Consider the following 16,603-nt stretch of genomic DNA (forward strand, 5'->3'; position numbering starts at 1 on the left):
GACAGCATGGTAGCGCTATCAAAGCATAAACTTCACAGGCGAGAGGTCTTGGAAGCGTCCCCCGTTGCAATGCTGCCCGCCGACCATGCGCAGGCAATTCTGGTTGGCCGTGTCCTCACAGACGACGGTCCAAGCCCCGTCGTCGTGCGCGGCGGCACTGTCTATGACGTGTCGGCAATCGCACCCACTGTCGCCGATCTGATCGAGCGCGACGATCTCGCGATGATCGACGGCGTCGTGTTGTGCGGAGTCGAGTCGCTCGGCACGCCCGGCGGCCCGCGCCTGCTCGCGCCCGTGGATCTCCAGTGCATCAAGGCGTGCGGGGTGACCTTCGCGGTCTCCGCGATCGAGCGCGTGATCGAGGAGCGTGCGCGCGGCGACGCCGAGAAGGCGGCCACGATCCGCGGCGATCTCGAGGCGAAGGTCGGCTCGGGCATCCGCTCGGTCGTCCCCGGCAGCGCGGAAGCGGCCAACCTCAAGGCGGCGCTGATCGATGCCGGCATGTGGTCGCAATATCTGGAAGTCGCGATCGGCCCCGATGCCGAGGTGTTCACCAAGGCGCCGGTCCTCTCGGCGATCGGCTGGGGTGGCGATATCGGCATCCGTTCGGACAGCGACTGGAACAATCCCGAGCCCGAGGTCGTGCTCATCGTCGACCGCAACGGCACGCCACGCGGCGCGACACTGGGCAACGACGTCAATCTGCGCGATTTCGAGGGCCGCAGCGCGCTGCTGCTCGGCAAGGCGAAGGACAACAACGCCTCCACGTCGCTGGGCCCCTTTGTCCGCATCTTCGACGCGAGCTTCACGATGGACGATGTCCGTACGGCGGTGGTCGATCTGGAGATCGACGGACCCGAGGGCTATCGCCTGACCGGCACCAACAAGATGAGCGAGATCAGCCGCGATCCGACCGATCTCGTCCGCCAGACGCTGAGCGAGCACCAATATCCCGATGGCTTCGCGCTGTTCCTCGGCACATTGTTCGCGCCGGTGCAGGATCGCGACCATCCCGGCCGCGGCTTCACCCACAAGGATGGCGATGTGGTCCGCATCTCGACGCCGAAGCTCGGCAGCCTGTTCAATCGCGTCACCACATCCAAGGCTGCCGCTCCGTGGCAGTTCGGCATCCGCGACCTGATGCGGAACCTGGCGGGCCGTGGCTTGCTATGAGCCGTCTACGCCAACAGAATTTCCCTTATTTCGCCAAGGTACTCCATTCTCATGTCGGAAGCTGATCCCATGCACGTGCCGCTCACCAGCGATCAGCGCGCCATCTATCCCAGCCTGAAGGGCAAGCGCGTGCTGGTTACCGGCGGCGGCTCGGGCATCGGCGCGGGCATCGTCGAAGGCTTTGCTCGCCAGGGCGCCAGGGTCACCTTTTTCGACCTCGCGCGCGAGGATTCGGAAGCCTTGGTCGCCAGCCTCGCCGGCACCGGCCCGGCCCCCGTCTTCCAGCAGCGTGACCTGACCGACATTGCCGGCCTCCAGACCGCGATCAAGCGGCTGATCGAGGAAAACGGCGCGTTCGACATCCTGATCAACAACGCCGCCAACGATGATCGCCACTCGATCGAGGAAGTGACCGAGGAATATTGGGAAAACCGTCTCAACACCAACCTCAAGCATTTGTTCTTCGCCGCGCAATCGGTGATCCCGGCAATGAAGGCCCAAGGCTCGGGCGTGATCGTCAATCTCGGTTCGATTTCCTGGCACCTCGCGCTCGAGGGGCTGACGCTCTACCAGACCTGCAAGGCCGCGATCGAAGGCCTGACCCGCAGTTTCGCGCGCGAGCTCGGCCCCGACAATATCCGCTCGGTCTGCATCGTCCCCGGCAACGTCAAGACGCCGCGCCAGATGAAATGGTACACGCCCGAGGGCGAGGCCGAGATCATCACCGCCCAGTGCCTGAAGGGCCGGCTGGTGCCCGACGACATCGCCGCGATGGCGATGTTCCTTGCCTCGGACGACGCCCGGCTGATAACGGGCCACGAATATTTCGTGGATGCGGGTTGGCGATAATGAGCAAAATGGTGACTTCCGGGCCCGTCAGCATCTGGCAGCTCGGAGCACCGCTCCTCGAAGGGCCGGTCTGGGTCGAGCGTGACCAGGCGCTCTGGTTCGTCGACATCAAAAGCCACAAGATCCATCGCCTCGATCCCGCGAGCGGCGCCACGCGGAGCTGGGACGCGCCCGGCCAGATCGGCTTCATCCTGCCGATCGAAAGCGGCGGCTTCGTCGCCGGGCTCCAGTCCGGCCTCGCCCGGTTCGACGAACGCGACGGCAGTTTCACCCAGATCGTAGCGCCCGAGCCCGATCTGCCCGGCAACCGCCTCAACGACGCTACCGTCGATCCGCAGGGCCGGCTCTGGTTCGGCAGCATGGACGATGGCGAGAGCCAGGCCACTGGCGCGATCTATCGCCTCGCCGCCGACGGAAGCTGCGTGCCCACCACACCGCGGGTCTCGATCACCAATGGCCCGGCGGTCAGTCCCGACGGCAGGACGCTCTATCATGTCGATACGCTGGGCGGCGTGATCTATGCCTGCGATGTGGACGATGCCGGCATGCTGGCCAACCAGCGCGAATTCGTCCGTATCCCCAACAGCGAAGGCTATCCCGATGGCCCCACGGTCGATTCCGAAGGCTGTGTCTGGGTCGGGCTCTATAATGGCTGGACGGTGCGCCGCTATTCGCCGGCGGGCGCGCTGATCGACACCGTGCCCTTCCCCGTCAGCGCGATCACCAAGGTCGCGTTCGGCGGTCCGGAGCTGAAGACAGTATTCGCGACCACCGCGAACAAGCACCTCTCCCCCGCCGCCCTGGAGAAGGAGCCGCACGCGGGCGACCTGTTCCGCTTCGAGGTGGATGTGCCCGGCCAACCTGGCGCGCTGATCCGCGAAGGCGTCTAGCCGCCATAGATAGCGCGCGTCATCGCAGCGATTGCTGCGCGCACGCGTTCCCAGCCCGCATCGTCGCCCAGATCGATACCCATGAAGCGTCCGCCCGAAGCGTCGGCGAGCACGAGCTGCTGCACGCCCGCCACCAGCAGTGCGTTGATCATCGGCGCATCGACGCCCGCCGGCCGCCGGAGAGCGCCGCGCTCGCGCGCCACCCAGCCGGCCAGCGCCTTGCCGCGCGCCGCCGAGAAGCTGGCCGCGAGCGGTGACGGCTCGGCCAGCTCCCAGGCGATGATCCGCTGGGCGAGCCGATTGCCACGGAGCGCATCGAGCAAGGCGACCGCGAGCCGCGCCATCAGCTCGGCATAGCTCGTCGCGGGCGTAGCGGGGTTCGCCGCCAGCGCCTCTTCCAGCCAGCGCGCGACATCCTCGCCGATTGCCTCGGCCAGTCCGTCGAGCCCGCCAAAATAGCGGTAGATCAGCTGCTTGTCGCAGCCGGCCGCGCGTGCGATGCCATTGATACCCCAGTTGGCAAAGCCCTGCTCGGCGAGCAGGTCCTTGGCGGCAGCGAGTATCGCCGCGCGGGTGCGCGCCGAGTCGCGTTGCTTCACTGCACCCCTGCCTGCGCGCGCCATTCGACCTTCCCCCGCGCCCAATATCACCATACGGTGACAAATCAATGCCAGAATGTCACCGGTCAGTGATATAAATTGCCGCGCGACCGCCTTTTGTCACCGTACGGTGATTAAACGCATAAAAGCCTGCTTGAACAAGCACTAAGGTACCGACAGCAGCGCAAGGACCCTCTAAGCGGCTTAAGCATTGATAGTCAATCATATTGACTATCAATGCTCGTTACTGTAAACCGATACGCATGACCCAAGAAATATCCCCCTGGATGCACGTCACGATGCCCGCATTGCTCCGCCACGCGCGCACCACCTATGGTTCGGCGATGCGTGCCGCGCTTGCCGAGGGCGGCTTTGACGACGTGCCCGCCAACGGCATGTACGTGATCGGCGCGCTCGCGATTACCGAGACGCCGCTCAGCCAGATCATCCGCGAGCTCCGGGTAAGCAAGCAGGCGGCGGGCCAGCTCGTCGATGCGCTGGTGCTGCGCGGCTATCTCGAGCGCGAGGTCGATCCCAACGACCGGCGGCGGCTGACCATCACCCTCACCGAACGCGGCAAGGCGGCCGCCGCCGCGCAGAGCCAGGCGGGCGAAGCGATCAACGTCGAACTGCTGGCGCGCCTGGGCGAGACCAAGATCGCCCATGCTCGCGAAGTGCTCGCGGCGCTGATCGACATGCGTGAAGAGGCCGAAGCCGGCGACTAACGGCTATTGCAATTCACTATTACTGTTTCTGCGAGCCATTCTCGCCGCGCAGTACCGTCACACTGACGTTGCAGCGCAGGCGAAAGCCGAGCCACTCGTACAATCCGATCGCGCCCTGATTGTCGGCATAGGCGTGGAGGAACGGCGTCTCGCCGCGCGCCGCTATCCGCACCGCCACAACCCGCATCAACGCACCCGCTAGCCCCTGGCCACGGAAGTCGGGATGCGTGCAAACCCCGCTCACTTCGGTGAAGCCCGCTGGCTTCATCCGCTCGCCCGCCATCGCGATCAGCCGTCCCTCGCGCTTCACGCCGATAAAGTCGCCGAGCTGATGGGTGCGGGCGAAGAACGGCCCCGGTTCGGTCAGTGTCGCCAGCGCAAGCATCTCCGCAGCGTCGGCATCTCCAAGCGCCACGAAGTCGCAGGGCGCATCCCAAGGCGCAAGCGTCTCCGCCACCATCTGCACGCCCTCGCGCCATTTCTCGACCATTGTGCCCGGAACGGGCGGCAGCGCTTCCCGCTCCAGCACGATTGCCGGTCCCGTCTCGCGGATCAGCGCGCCCAACGCCGCCAGCGGGGCCGGCGCGTGGTCCACCGCTGCCGCAAAGATCGCATAGTCTTGGTCATAGCGAAGCGCCTGCCCGCTTCCCGTTGCGAGCTCGGCCTGTGTGGTGCGCAGCGCGGTCCAGGCCGGATTGTCGAGCGGATGTTCGGTCGTCATGCGATCAGCCTATCGCATGACGCCACGCGCATCACGTCCCGCCGATTGCTCCCAAATCGGGCTCAGTGCCCAATCCGCCTAGTGATTGTGCCGCGGCACCTTCTCGCTGGTCCGGCGATATTTGAGCGCGAAGTCGAACGTGGCGCCGTCGCTGAGCTGCCCCACCTTCTCGCGGTACAGCTCTTCCCAGGGCGTGTTGCTTTCCGGGATCGGCGGCGCGGGCTCGCCGCCGCGCCTGGCGATCTCCTCGGCGTCGACGAGCGCGTCGCACGATCCCTTGTTGAGGTCGATGCGGACGATATCGCCGGTCCGGAGCCAGGCCAGCCCGCCGCCCGCCGCGCTCTCGGGCGAGGCGTTGAGGATCGAGGGGCTGTCCGACGTCCCCGACTGGCGGCCGTCGCCCAAAGTCGGCAGGCTCATGATGCCCTGCTGGATCAGGTGATCGGGCGGCTGCATGTTCACCACTTCGGCCGAGCCGGGCCAGCCGATGGGGCCCGATCCGCGGATCACCAGGAGGCAGTTGGCGTCGATCGCCAGCGCGGGATCGTTGATCCGGTGGTGATAGTCGTCCGATCCGTCGAACACGATCGCCCGGCCCTCGAACACGCCCTCGGCGCCGGGACGCGACAGATAGCGCGCGCGGAAATCGTCGGAGATCACGCTGGTCTTCATGATCGCAACGTCGAAAAGGTTGCCCGACAGGACCAGGAACCCGGCCTTCTTCATCAGCGGCCGGTCATAGGGATAGATCACGTCGCGGTCGGTCGCGGCGCGCCCCGCGACATTCTCCGCCAGCGTCCTGCCGGTACAGGTCATCACGCTGCCGTCGATATGCCCGGCCTTGATCATCTCGTTGATGACCACCGGGATGCCCCCGGCGCGGTGGAAGCGCTCGGAAAGATATTTGCCCGCCGGCTGCATGTTGACGATCAGCGGCAGGTTGTAGCCCTGCATCCAGTCGGCCGGGGTGATCTCGATCCCGGCATGCGCGGCCATCGCGATCAAATGCGGCTGGGCGTTGGTCGAGCCGCCGATCGCGGTGAGCAGGTTGATCGCGTTGAGGAAACTCTGCCGCGTCAGGATCTGGGAGGGGCGCAGGTCCTCATAGGCCATCTCGACGATGCGCCTGCCGGTCTCGTACGCCATCTGCCCGCGCTCGCGATACGGCGCCGGGATCATCGCGCAGCCGGGCAGGCTCATGCCCAGCCCTTCCGCGATCGAGTTCATCGTCGATGCCGTGCCCATCGTGTTGCAATGGCCCGAGGACGGCGCGCTGTCGGTCGCGCGGCGCAGGAACTCCTCCTCGTCGATCTCGCCCGCCGCGAGTTTGCGGCGGCTGCGCCAGATCACCGTGCCGGAGCCGACCAATTCGCCCTCGTGCCAGCCGTCGAGCATCGGCCCGCCCGAGAGCACGATCGCGGGAATATCGACGGTGGAGGCCGCCATCAGCGACGAGGGCGTGGTCTTGTCGCAGCCGGTGGTGAGGATGACCGCGTCGATCGGATAGCCGTTGAGGATCTCGACCAGCCCGAGATAGGCCAGGTTGCGGTCGAGCGCCGCGGTCGGGCGGCGGCAATTCTCGAAGATCGGGTGGAGCGGGAATTCCATCGGCACGCCGCCCGCCGCGAGGATACCCTCGCGGGCGCGCTTGACCGTCTCTAGATGGATGCGGTTGCACGGCGCGATGTCGCTGCCCGATTGGGCGATGCCGATGATCGGCTTGCCGCTGCGCAGCTCGTCCGGGGTGATCCCGTAGTTCATGAAGCGCTCGAGATAGAGCGCGGCCATGTCGCTGCGCCCAGGCGCGGCGAACCATTCGCGGGAGCGGAACGGGCGGACGGGCGTGCGGGTGGTCAACGGTCTTCCTCTACGTAAAGAGGGGCGCAGCCTCGCGGCCGCGCCCCCGGATTATAGCGCCGAAGGGATCAGCCCTCCATCGCTTCGAGCTCCTTGCCCTTGGTCTCGGTGATGAACCTGGCGACCAGGAAGAAGCTGATCACGGCGCAAACGCCATAGAAGCTGTAGCTGGCGGCGAGGCCGATCGTGCTGAGCATGATCGGGAACGCCTGCGCGATCGCGTAGTTCGCGGCCCATTGGAAGAAGCCTGCGACCGCCAGCGCCGAGCCGCGGATCTGGTTCGGGAACATCTCGCCGAGCATCACCCACATCACCGGGCCCCAGCTGACGTTGAAGAAGATCACATAGAGGTTGGCCGCGACCACCGCGACAATGCCAGTGTCGGGCGAAAGCACGAGCTTGCCGTCGACCAAGCCGCCCTGGCTGAAAGCATAGACCATTGCGAACAGCGACACGGCCATGCCGACCGACCCGATCAGCAGCAGCGGCTTGCGACCGATCCGGTCGATCACCGCGATCGTCACGAAACAAGCCGCGATCGAGACCGCACCCGAACCGATGTTGATCAGCAGCGAATCCTGCTCCGAGAAGCCGGCCGCCTGCCACAAGGTCGCGCCGTAATAGAAGATCACGTTGATGCCGACGAGCTGCTGGAACACCGCCAGCATGATGCCGACCCAGACGATCGAACGGATGCCGAGGAAGCCGCGGCCACCCGACGGCGTCAGCACATCGCTGAGGCGCGGGCGATGATCGTGCGAGAAGCTGTCCTTGATTTCTGCAACCTTGGCCTGCGCGGCGATCGGCCCCGACAGGTTGGTGAGCACTGCGAGCGCCTCATCATTGCGGCCTTTCGACACCAGATAGCGCGGGCTCTCCGGGATGAAGAAGAGCGCGACGAGGAACACCACCGCCGGCACTGCCTGCAACAGGTACATCCAGCGCCAGGCCTCGATATCGAGCCAGATCTTGTTGGTCGAAACCCCGGCAGTGGCCGTGACGTAGTAATTGACGAGGAACGCCGCGGTCAGGCCGGTGATGATCATCACCTGCTGCACCGTCGTCATCCGGCCGCGAATGCTCGCGGGGGCAACTTCCGAGATATAAGCGGGCGAGAGCACCGATGCGGCACCGACGGCCATGCCGCCGATGATCCGCGCGATGACGAAGATGGTGTGATCGTGGGCGAAGCCCTGGACCAGCGCGCCGCCGAGGAACAGCAATGCGGCGAGCCGCATCACGTTGCGGCGGCCCATGGCATCGGCGAGGATACCGGCGAGCGAGGCGCCGACCACGCAACCGATCAGCAGCGAGCCGACGGTGAAGCCCAGCCCGGCATCGTCCAGCGCAAAGGCCGCCTTGAGCCCCGGCTGCGTGCCGTTCACGGCACCGCTGTCATATCCGAAGAGCAGGCCGCCGATCGTCGCGACCGCGACAATGGCGCCGATGAGGCCGAAATTCGTCCTCTCCCCCACTTGATTCATCCGCTTGTCCTCTCCCTGCGTGCCCGTGCGACGGACGGGCTTGTTAGCGGTAACGGTGGCGGGTCCGCCACGGAAAAGCAAGTTGCCTGTTGGGGTTCAGCGCCAGTTCGGGCTGCCGCCCCGGCCCCGTCCGCTCGTCGGCTTGCGCGCCGCGGCCTCGCCCGGAGGGCCCGAGGATTCGCGGACGATCAGCTGATGGTCGAGGATCTGTTCCTTGAGCGTCGGCTCTTCCGAAGACCCCCGCTCGTTGCGCAGTCGCGCAAGCAATTGCGTCAGCGCCTCCTCGGCCATCGCCGCGATTGGCTGGCGGATCGTCGTGAGTTCGGGCCAGATCGTGGTCGCGAGCGAGGTGTCGTCGAAGCCGACGACGCTCAGATCCTGCGGCACGTGCAGCCCGCGGCGATGCGCCACGCCCACTGCCGCGGCGGCCATGTCGTCATTGCTCGCGAAGATCGCGGTCGGCGGGTTCGGACGGTCCAGCAGTCGCTCGGTCGCGACGATTCCCGAGCGGAAGGTGAAATAGCCCTGCTCGACCGGCACCGACGCCACGTCGATCCCTGCCTCTTCCAGCGCGGCGACGAAGCCGCGATAGCGCTCGGCGCTCGAGGTCTGGTTCGGGTTGCCGCGGATGAAGCCGATGTTGCGGTGGCCGAGATCGAGCAGATGCCGCGTCATCGCCGATGCCGCGCCGAAATCATCGATGCGGACGTTGAGGCTGCGCTCGGGCGGCAGGCCCATCGCGACCGAGACCCAGGGAATGCCGGCGGCCTCCAGTTCGGCACGGACGGGCGCGGCCTCCGAAAGCGGCGGCGGCAGGATCACGCCTTCGACGCTGGTCGAGGCAAAGCTGCGCGTGGCCTCGGCCTGTTCGTCGGGGCGCTCGCCCTCGCACGCCTCGAGCACCAGGTGGCAGCCGGCGCGGCGGGCGGCGGCCAATGCGCCGATCAGGAATTGCGAAAGATAGGCGGCTGATGGGTTCGAATAGAGCAGCCCGATCTGGGTCGCCTCGCCCGCGGCCAGGCTGCGCGCGGCGCTGTTGGGCGAATAGTTGAGCTTCGCGATCGCCTCGAGCACCGCGACCCGGGTCGTCTCGCGCACGTTTGCGCCGCCGTTCACGACGCGGGAAACGGTCATGGCTGACACGCCCGCGGCGCGCGCCACGTCCTGTACGGTAACTGTGCCCCGGCTTCGCCGACTGGGTCTGCTCATTCCCACTCCTGTGGAGGGCATAGGTTCACGTTAACAAGATTGCAATTGGATAGGCGAGTGGAGAGCCGGTTGACCGCTCCGCGCCGGGACCCTTATAGCTGATAGCGCTACCATAATAAAATCGAGACGGCGCAGGGCGCCGCGAGCCAAAAGGAGAGGACCATGCGCAACTTCCGCCGCATCGCCGCGCTTGCCATTGCCGCCACGGCGCTCACCCCGCTCCTCGCGCCCGCCGCGCAGGCGCAATCGGCCCAGGGCAAGCCCGCCAACGCCCAGACGCCGCTCTACAAGGACGCCTCGCAGCCGGTCGAAGCGCGGGTCGACGATCTGCTCCGTCGCATGACGCTGGAGGAAAAGGCCGCGCAGCTCGTCGCGATCTGGGAACATAAGGATAAGATCCAGACGACCGCCGGCGAGTTCGACCCCGCCAAGGCGAGTGCCGCCTTCCCCAACGGCCTAGGCATGGTCTCGCGCCCGTCGGACCGCCGCGGCGTCGCTGCCCAGGCCAATGGCGCCGCCGGTGCCGTGGCGAATGCCGCCAACCGCAGCCCGGAAGAAACTGTCCGCTACATCAACGCCGCGCAGAAATGGTCGGTGGAGAAGACCCGGCTCGGCATCCCGATGCTGATGCACGAGGAAGCGCTGCACGGCCTGGTCGCGCCGGGCGCAACCAGCTTCCCGCAATCGATCGCGCTCGCCAGCACCTGGGACCCCAAGCTGCTCGAACAGGTCTTCTCGGTCGCAGCCCGAGAGGCACGTGCCCGTGGCGCCAATCTGGTGCTCGCCCCCGTGGTCGACGTCGCCCGCGATCCGCGCTGGGGCAGGATCGAGGAGACCTATGGCGAGGACCCGTATCTGGTCAGCGAGATGGGCCTCGCCGCGATCCGCGGCTTCCAGGGGACCACGCTGCCACTCGCCAAGGACAAGGTGTTCGTCACCCTCAAGCACATGACCGGCCATGGCCAGCCCGAGAACGGCACCAATGTCGGCCCCGCCTCGCTGGGCGAGCGCACGCTGCGCGAGGATTTCTTCCCGCCCTTCGAAAAGGCGGTGAAGACGCTGCCGGTGATGTCGGTGATGGCCAGCTACAACGAGATCGACGGCATCCCGAGCCACGCCAACAAATGGCTGCTGACCGACGTGCTGCGCGGCGAATGGGGTTTCCAGGGTGCGGTGGTGAGCGACTATTTCGCGATCCGCGAGCTCGTGACGCGCCACAAGATGTACAAGGACGTCAAGGACGCCGCCGCGCGCGCGATCGACGCCGGCGTCGATGTCGAGACTCCGGATGGCGAGGGCTATAACCGCCTGCTCGATCTGGTCCGTGAAGGCCGGGTGACCGAAGGTCAGATCGACAATGCCGTGCGCCGCGTTCTTCGCATGAAGTTTGAAGGCGGGTTGTTCGAGAACCCCTATGCCGATCCCAAGACCGCGGCGAGGAAGACCAACGCGCCTGACGCGATCGCACTTGCCCGCCAGGCTGCGCGAGAGTCGGTCGTGCTACTAAAGAACGGCCAGGGCCTGCTGCCGCTCGACGCGGCCGGCATCAAGCGGATGGCGGTGATCGGCACCCACGCCAAGGATACGCCGATCGGCGGCTATTCGGACGTCCCCAACCATGTCGTCAGCGTGCTCGAGGGCATGCAGGCCGAGGGCAAGGGCAAGTTCCAGGTCGATTATGCCGAGGGCGTGCGCATCACCGAAGGCCATGTCTGGTCGCAGGACAATGTCGTCCTCACCCCCGCCGAAACCAACGACAAGCTGCGCGCCGAAGCGATCGAAACCGCCAAGAACGCCGACGTGATCGTCATGGTGCTAGGCGGCAACGAGGCGCTGAGCCGCGAGGCTTGGGCCGACGGCCATCTCGGCGACAGCGAGAGCCTCGACCTGGTCGGACCGCAGGACGAGCTCGCCAAGGCGATCTTCGCGCTGGGCAAGCCGGTGGTTGTGATCCTGCTCAACGGCCGCCCCTATTCGGTCAATTATCTCGCCGAGAAGGCGCCGGCGCTGATCGAGGGCTGGTATCTGGGCGAGCAGACCGGCAATGCGCTCGCCGACGTAGTCTTCGGGCGCTACAATCCGGGCGGCAAGCTGCCCGTGTCGATCGCGCGCAATGTCGGCCAGCTGCCGATCTTCTACAACCACAAGCCCACCGCGCGGCGCGGCTATCTGTTCGGCGACACCAGCCCACTTTATCCGTTCGGCTACGGACTGAGCTACACCAGCTTCGACGTGGCCGCGCCGGTGCTCGCGGCCGGCACGATCGGCATCGCCGATACGGTGAAGGTCAATGTCGACGTGACCAACACCGGCAAGCGCGCCGGCGACCAGGTCGTCCAGCTCTATGTCCATGACGACGAGGCTTCGGTGACGCGGCCCGTGATCGAGCTGAAGCGCTTCGAGCGTGTCACGCTCCAGCCCAGCGAGAAGAAGACGGTGACCTTCGAGCTCAAACCCGAGGATCTCGCGCTCTATAACGTCAAGATGAAGCGCGTGGTCGAGCCGGGAACGTTCACCATCTCGTCCGGGCCTGATTCCGCGACGCTCAAGAGCACCACGCTCACGGTGAAATGAGCGCCGGAACGACCGCTCTCAGGTGTCGCTGATCAGCGGGTGGACCTTGCCGCCGAGCGCGGAGCGCTGCCCGATCGTCAGCTGGGCAAGGATGGTTGGCTCCGCCTGGATCTGCCCCGGCGTGAAACCCGTGAACTGCTTGATCTCGCGGATCAGATGCGACTGATCGTAAAATCCGCGGTTGACGACCTCGTCGATCGAGGCTCCGTCGACGACGAGCGAAACAGCCGCCCGGAGCGCGCGATATTTGCGCGCCAGTTCCTTGGGCGGCGCCCCGTAGAGCGCCCTGCACTTGCGCTCGACCTGGCGGCGCGAAAGGCCGGTAGCCTCGGTCAGAGCGTCTACCTCGGGCGAGGTGTCGTCGCTCAGCCAGGCATCCACCCTCTGAACGAAATCGAGCGCAGGATCGCAGGTGGAGCCAAACAACCCACTCAGGATCGCCTCGCCGCACGCTACCAGCGCATCGAGAGTCGACGCGCTTTTCAGCTCAGCAAGTGCATCATAGATCATGGGACCGAACAGATCCTCGAGATTGATGATCCGGTTGACCATCGCCGAAGCGTCGTTCCCGACCAGCGCCGCCCAGCCGAGTGGGGTGATACCGGCACCGAACACATGGACCGGCCCCGGCGCCCGGACATGGACCGCGCCCGTCGTCGGGCCGACGATATGGACGTCGCTGGCGGTCTGCACATTGCCGTCGGCGAAGCTGTACTCTGCGCCGCCGGGGGTCAGACGGAAGCGGATCTGGGCATGATCGGCGCGCTCGACATCTTCGAACAGCGGCACGTTCGCGCGGAACCAGTAGAACAGCGTGACATGATTCGCGACAGCCGGGTTCGGCAGGGCGTAGTCCAGCTGGATATCCGACATGCGACCCCTTTTGGTTGAAAGGGAAGATACAGGATGGAAAATCGGAAGGCAAACCAAAGCTTTGCAGTGATGCGGCAGGATTTGTCCCCCGGCCTTCATGCTACGTTCGGCTATCCAGCCACGCCGCCACCCAGAAGAGCGGCGCATTCCAGTTGATCGCAACCTCGTTGAGCGCATAGGCGCGGATATCGTCGGCCCAGCATTTCTGGGGGGCGCACTTGCCCTTCATCTTCGCCGCGACATCGTCGCTCATCGCGGTCGAATTGGGGCCGCCGGAGAGCACGCCCGGCGGCGGCCCTGGAAGCTTCGAATCCATCGAATGCGCCCAGAAACGGTGATGCGGGTTCTGCATCGCGCGCGTGCCGTAACCGCTGACGAACGAGGTGCCGATCGGATTGCGTCCCAGGACATAGTCGATCGCGTCAATCACTCCCGCGCGATACTTCGCATCCCTTGTGAAGTCGTACGCCAGCCCGAGCAACATCGCACGGTTGAGCAGGCTCGAATTCGAGCCCCAGGGATAGTTCGCCGCGACATAGGGGATGCGATAGCCATTACCCGCCTCGTCGGCGAGGAAGCGATTGGCGGCCGCGACGATCGCGGCGCGGAGCCGCTTCACTTCGACACCGGGCAATCCGTTCGGCACCGTCGCCAGCGTGATCGTGCCGAGCGTCGCGGTGGATGGCCAGCCGGGCTCGCGGATCTCTGTGGTGAAATGCGGCGAGGCGCGGACCGCGGCGAGGTACGCGCCCTCCCCCGTTGTCGCATAGAGCTCGGCCGCGGCCCAATAGAATTCGTCCGAGACGTCGCTATCGCCATAGCCGCCGCTGCCGTCGAAGCTGTTGGTGGCGTAGACCTCCGGATTGCGCCTGGCGGCCGCCCAAGCGCGCTGCGCGGCCTTGAGGCACCGGGCGGCGAAACCATCATCGACGCCGCGCCAAAGCCGTGCGCACTGGGCGGCGGTCGCCGCGAGGTTGAGCGTCGCGGCGGTGGTCGGCGGATAGAGCAGCCGTTCCTCGGGATCGTCCTGCGGCGGCATCGGCAGCTTGGTCCAGTGCCGGTCGGCGACCTTCTGGTGCGCCATGCCGCCGGCATTGATCGTCGCGAAATCAGCGGGGTCGGCGTTCCAGCGCGCCTGGCCCGGCTTGAGCGGCTTGGAAGGCCCGACCGGGACCGACAGCTGTTTGCCGTCCGGCACCTGCATCCTGAGCAGGAATTCCATTTCGGTGCGCGCTTCGTCGAGCAGATCGCTCGCGCGATTGCCGGCCTCGGGCAGCTTCAGCGATCCGTCCGGAAAGGCGGCGGGCCGCCGCTCATAGGCATTGAGGAAGGTCCACAGGCTGATGCCGCCATTGACGACATACTTCCCGTGGTCGCCGGCATCGTACCAGCCGCCAGTGACGTCGAGCGCATAGTCGCAACCGGGCCATTGGAGCCCGCGCTGATCGGCACCGGCAAAGCATTTCGCGATTTCGTGCGGATGCCCGGCCGGCCGCGCCCAGTTCGCGCCAACGAAGCGCGCCTCGATCGGCACCCCGGCGCGCTGGTGATAGAAAAAGGCCAGCGCGTCCTTCGCCAGCGGGGCATAGATGCCGTCGCGGATCTCGAACGGGTCGCTCGATCGACCATTGACGGCGATCCGATAGCCTGTGCCGGGCGTGCGGAAGCCGCTGAAGTCGATCCGCTGCACCGGCTCGCCCGATGCCGGATCGTCGCCATAGGGTTGCGCCTTGCCCCGTGCGAGCGTGTGGCCGCCGGCATCGACCAGGGTCCAGGCAATGGGATCGCCCGCAACCGCCACGATCGCGACCTTCGGGTCGCCGGGCTCGAAGCCGAGCTGGTTGAGCGCGGGCGCACGCTCCTGGGCGCTCGCCGGCATGGCAAGCGCAAACGCCGCCACGGTGAAGATCGCGCGCATCATTCGCCCGCCTCCGCCAGCACGCCGAACACCGCGCCGACAAAGCCGCCCGCGGTCTTGGTGCTCAGCGTCTGGCCATCGACGATGGCGATCTCGTTCAGCTTGTCCCGGTTGGTGCGATAGGAGAGCCGGTAGAAGCCGTCCGACGTGGCGATGCGCAGGTAGATCGGCTTGCCGGCGTCGCGGCCGAGCGGGATCGTCCGCATCACATTCCCCCCGGTGGGCTGGCCAGGCCCGGCGCGGCCCTCGACCGTCACCACGCGCTGGCCGCCGCGCATGCCGACCCCAATGAACATCCAATATTCGTCGCTCTGGAGCGCAACCAGGCCGGCGCGGTCGCCGTCCTTCCCGGGGGTGAAGCGCACCACCGTCTCGGCGGACGCTGCGATATGCTGCTGGCGCCGCGCGAGGAAGGACGGGTTGGCATTGTCCCCGAGCCCTTGCGGCCGCGCGGTGAGCGCCAGGCTCCCGTGATCGAGCGCGTACCAGCGCTCGCGCGGGTTTCGCAGCATCATCCAATAGGGTGGCAGGCTGGTGCCATTGAATTCGTCGCGGACCGTGAATGCGCCGCTGGTCGGCACCGGCGGCGCGGGCTGGCGCGGCAGCGCTGGGCGGGCATGGACATAGGGGATCGCCTGGCCGTGCCGCAGGATACTGGGCCACCCGTCGTGCCATTCCACCGGCAGCAGGAAGGTCTCGCGGCCGGTATTGTAAAAATCGCCTGTGTAGGGCCGCACCGCGAGGAAGGTCGCCCACCATTTGCCGTCGGGCGTGGTGACGAGCTGGGCATGGCCCGCTGAAGTGATCGGGTTGGGCCGATCTCGCGGCAGATCGCGCTGGGTGAGGATCGGATTGCCGGGGTTGGGCAGATAGGGCCCGTCGACGCTCTTCGAGCGCAGGATCACCTGGCTATGCCCCTCGGCGGTGCCGCCCTCGGCGCAGCTCAGATAGTACCAGCCATCCTTCTTGAAGATATGCGGCCCCTCGATCCAGATCGGCTTCTTGGTGATATCCACGCCGCCATTGACCAGCACCTTGCGCGGCCCGAAGCTCTTGAGCGTCTGGGGGTCGAACTGCTGGATCCAGATCGCGCGGTGCCCCTCATATTGCGGCTTCCCCTCGGGCACGTCGTTGTTGACGACCCAGCTGCGACCATCGTCGTCGAAGAACAACGACGGATCGATCCCGCTTTTGAGGTCGGTCAGCCAGACCGGATCGGACCAGGGCCCGGCCGGGTCCTTGGCGGTAATGACGAAATTGCCGCCGCAATCGACACAGGTGTTGAGGATGTAGAAGACGCCGTCCTTCGCCTGGATCGAAGGTGCGAACACGCCGCGCGACAATCCGAGCTGCTTGAAATCGAGCATGTCCGGACGGTCGATCGCGTTGCCGATCTGCGTCCAGTTCACCAGGTCGCGGCTGTGGAAGACCGGGATGCCGGGGAAATAGCTGAAGGTCGAAGTTACGAGATAGAAATCGTCGCCCACCCGCGTGACGCTGGGATCGGGATAGAAGCCCTGGAGGATGGGATTGCGATACTCCCCCGCCGCCGCCGGATATGCGCGATCGACCGCATCGGTGCCGCGATATTCGAACCAGTCGAACCGCGCGACGGGTTGGGCATAAGCCGGAGCAGCGCCGAGCAGCAGAAGCGGGAGACAATATCTAAACATCATCAGCCACACTCCAGCAATATAAAGGAAATTCTCGAGGCGTAGCTTGACGCTCCAG

13 protein-coding genes are annotated in these 16,603 nt (G+C 66.1%); 5 read left to right on the forward strand and 8 right to left on the reverse strand.

The genetic code is table 11. The features are described 5' to 3' along the window. The first annotated feature begins 69 nt into the window (after positions 1 to 69). From IAG41_RS09320 to IAG41_RS09330, 3 genes are all read left to right on the forward strand, one after another. Positions 70 to 1,173, forward strand: coding sequence for a fumarylacetoacetate hydrolase family protein (locus IAG41_RS09320; RefSeq protein ID WP_187728615.1), 1,104 nt, complete (start codon positions 70 to 72; stop codon positions 1,171 to 1,173). Positions 1,174 to 1,242: 69 nt separating this feature from the next. After that, positions 1,243 to 2,022, forward strand: a complete 780-nt coding sequence (locus IAG41_RS09325; protein WP_262408560.1) for an SDR family NAD(P)-dependent oxidoreductase — start codon at positions 1,243 to 1,245, stop codon at positions 2,020 to 2,022. Positions 2,023 to 2,030: 8 nt separating this feature from the next. After that, positions 2,031 to 2,912, forward strand: coding sequence for an SMP-30/gluconolactonase/LRE family protein (locus IAG41_RS09330; protein ID WP_187728616.1), 882 nt, complete (start codon positions 2,031 to 2,033; stop codon positions 2,910 to 2,912). Here IAG41_RS09330 and IAG41_RS09335 read toward each other — a convergent pair. Then, entirely contained in the window at positions 2,909 to 3,511 is a 603-nt protein-coding gene (locus IAG41_RS09335) for a TetR/AcrR family transcriptional regulator (RefSeq protein WP_316251128.1), read from the reverse strand. The genes IAG41_RS09330 and IAG41_RS09335 overlap by 4 nt on opposite strands. 263 nt (positions 3,512 to 3,774) lie before the next feature. Between IAG41_RS09335 and IAG41_RS09340 the strand changes: the two genes are divergently transcribed. Continuing rightward, positions 3,775 to 4,236: a MarR family winged helix-turn-helix transcriptional regulator gene (locus tag IAG41_RS09340; RefSeq protein ID WP_187728336.1), complete on the forward strand. Its 462-nt coding sequence runs from the start codon at positions 3,775 to 3,777 to the stop codon at positions 4,234 to 4,236. Between the two features lie 19 nt (positions 4,237 to 4,255). Here the strand turns inward: IAG41_RS09340 and IAG41_RS09345 are convergent, their stop codons facing one another. From IAG41_RS09345 to IAG41_RS09360, 4 genes are all read right to left on the reverse strand, one after another. Then, a complete protein-coding gene (locus IAG41_RS09345; RefSeq protein ID WP_187728337.1) occupies positions 4,256 to 4,957 on the reverse strand; it encodes a GNAT family N-acetyltransferase in 702 nt (233 codons plus the stop codon). Between the two features lie 78 nt (positions 4,958 to 5,035). Beyond that, positions 5,036 to 6,814 (reverse strand): IlvD/Edd family dehydratase, encoded by a 1,779-nt coding sequence (locus IAG41_RS09350; RefSeq protein ID WP_187728338.1) that lies wholly within the window; start codon positions 6,812 to 6,814, stop codon positions 5,036 to 5,038. A gap of 68 nt (positions 6,815 to 6,882) precedes the next feature. Beyond that, entirely contained in the window at positions 6,883 to 8,298 is a 1,416-nt protein-coding gene (locus IAG41_RS09355; protein WP_187728339.1) for a sugar porter family MFS transporter, read from the reverse strand. Positions 8,299 to 8,394: 96 nt separating this feature from the next. Then, positions 8,395 to 9,432 (reverse strand): LacI family DNA-binding transcriptional regulator, encoded by a 1,038-nt coding sequence (locus IAG41_RS09360; RefSeq protein WP_410468078.1) that lies wholly within the window; start codon positions 9,430 to 9,432, stop codon positions 8,395 to 8,397. A 237-nt stretch (positions 9,433 to 9,669) separates the two neighbouring features. On the opposite strand from IAG41_RS09360, the gene IAG41_RS09365 reads away from it, so the two are divergent. Beyond that, positions 9,670 to 12,081: a glycoside hydrolase family 3 N-terminal domain-containing protein gene (locus IAG41_RS09365; protein ID WP_187728341.1), complete on the forward strand. Its 2,412-nt coding sequence runs from the start codon at positions 9,670 to 9,672 to the stop codon at positions 12,079 to 12,081. An 18-nt stretch (positions 12,082 to 12,099) separates the two neighbouring features. Here the strand turns inward: IAG41_RS09365 and IAG41_RS09370 are convergent, their stop codons facing one another. The 3 genes from IAG41_RS09370 to IAG41_RS09380 all read right to left on the reverse strand — a co-directional run bounded on the left by IAG41_RS09370 (position 12,100) and on the right by IAG41_RS09380 (position 16,548). Then, positions 12,100 to 12,954, reverse strand: coding sequence for a helix-turn-helix transcriptional regulator (locus IAG41_RS09370; protein ID WP_187728342.1), 855 nt, complete (start codon positions 12,952 to 12,954; stop codon positions 12,100 to 12,102). Positions 12,955 to 13,054: 100 nt separating this feature from the next. Beyond that, positions 13,055 to 14,875 carry a glycoside hydrolase family 9 protein gene (locus IAG41_RS09375; RefSeq protein ID WP_262408561.1) on the reverse strand — a complete coding sequence of 607 codons (1,821 nt, stop codon included), beginning with the start codon at positions 14,873 to 14,875 and terminating at the stop codon, positions 13,055 to 13,057. Further along, positions 14,872 to 16,548 (reverse strand): glycoside hydrolase family 43 protein, encoded by a 1,677-nt coding sequence (locus IAG41_RS09380; RefSeq protein ID WP_187728343.1) that lies wholly within the window; start codon positions 16,546 to 16,548, stop codon positions 14,872 to 14,874. The genes IAG41_RS09375 and IAG41_RS09380 overlap by 4 nt, the downstream gene beginning before the upstream one ends. Positions 16,549 to 16,603: the final 55 nt, after the last annotated feature.

Source organism: Sphingomonas sp. JC676, from assembly GCF_014489075.1.
In the GTDB taxonomy this organism is placed as follows: domain Bacteria; phylum Pseudomonadota; class Alphaproteobacteria; order Sphingomonadales; family Sphingomonadaceae; genus Sphingomonas.

Excerpts from the sequence above, each read along its gene's own strand:
- IAG41_RS09320 (WP_187728615.1), top strand. The coding sequence starts at position 70 with ATGCTGCCCGCCGACCATGCGCAGGCAATTCTGGTTGGCCGTGTCCTC.
- IAG41_RS09325 (WP_262408560.1), top strand. The coding sequence starts at position 1,243 with ATGCACGTGCCGCTCACCAGCGATCAGCGCGCCATCTATCCCAGCCTG.
- IAG41_RS09330 (WP_187728616.1), top strand. The coding sequence starts at position 2,031 with ATGGTGACTTCCGGGCCCGTCAGCATCTGGCAGCTCGGAGCACCGCTC.
- IAG41_RS09340 (WP_187728336.1), top strand. The coding sequence starts at position 3,775 with ATGACCCAAGAAATATCCCCCTGGATGCACGTCACGATGCCCGCATTG.
- IAG41_RS09345 (WP_187728337.1), bottom strand. The coding sequence starts at position 4,957 with ATGACGACCGAACATCCGCTCGACAATCCGGCCTGGACCGCGCTGCGC.
- IAG41_RS09355 (WP_187728339.1), bottom strand. The coding sequence starts at position 8,298 with ATGAATCAAGTGGGGGAGAGGACGAATTTCGGCCTCATCGGCGCCATT.
- IAG41_RS09360 (WP_410468078.1), bottom strand. The coding sequence starts at position 9,432 with ATGACCGTTTCCCGCGTCGTGAACGGCGGCGCAAACGTGCGCGAGACG.
- IAG41_RS09365 (WP_187728341.1), top strand. The coding sequence starts at position 9,670 with ATGCGCAACTTCCGCCGCATCGCCGCGCTTGCCATTGCCGCCACGGCG.
- IAG41_RS09370 (WP_187728342.1), bottom strand. The coding sequence starts at position 12,954 with ATGTCGGATATCCAGCTGGACTACGCCCTGCCGAACCCGGCTGTCGCG.
- IAG41_RS09375 (WP_262408561.1), bottom strand. The coding sequence starts at position 14,875 with ATGATGCGCGCGATCTTCACCGTGGCGGCGTTTGCGCTTGCCATGCCG.
- IAG41_RS09380 (WP_187728343.1), bottom strand. The coding sequence starts at position 16,548 with ATGATGTTTAGATATTGTCTCCCGCTTCTGCTGCTCGGCGCTGCTCCG.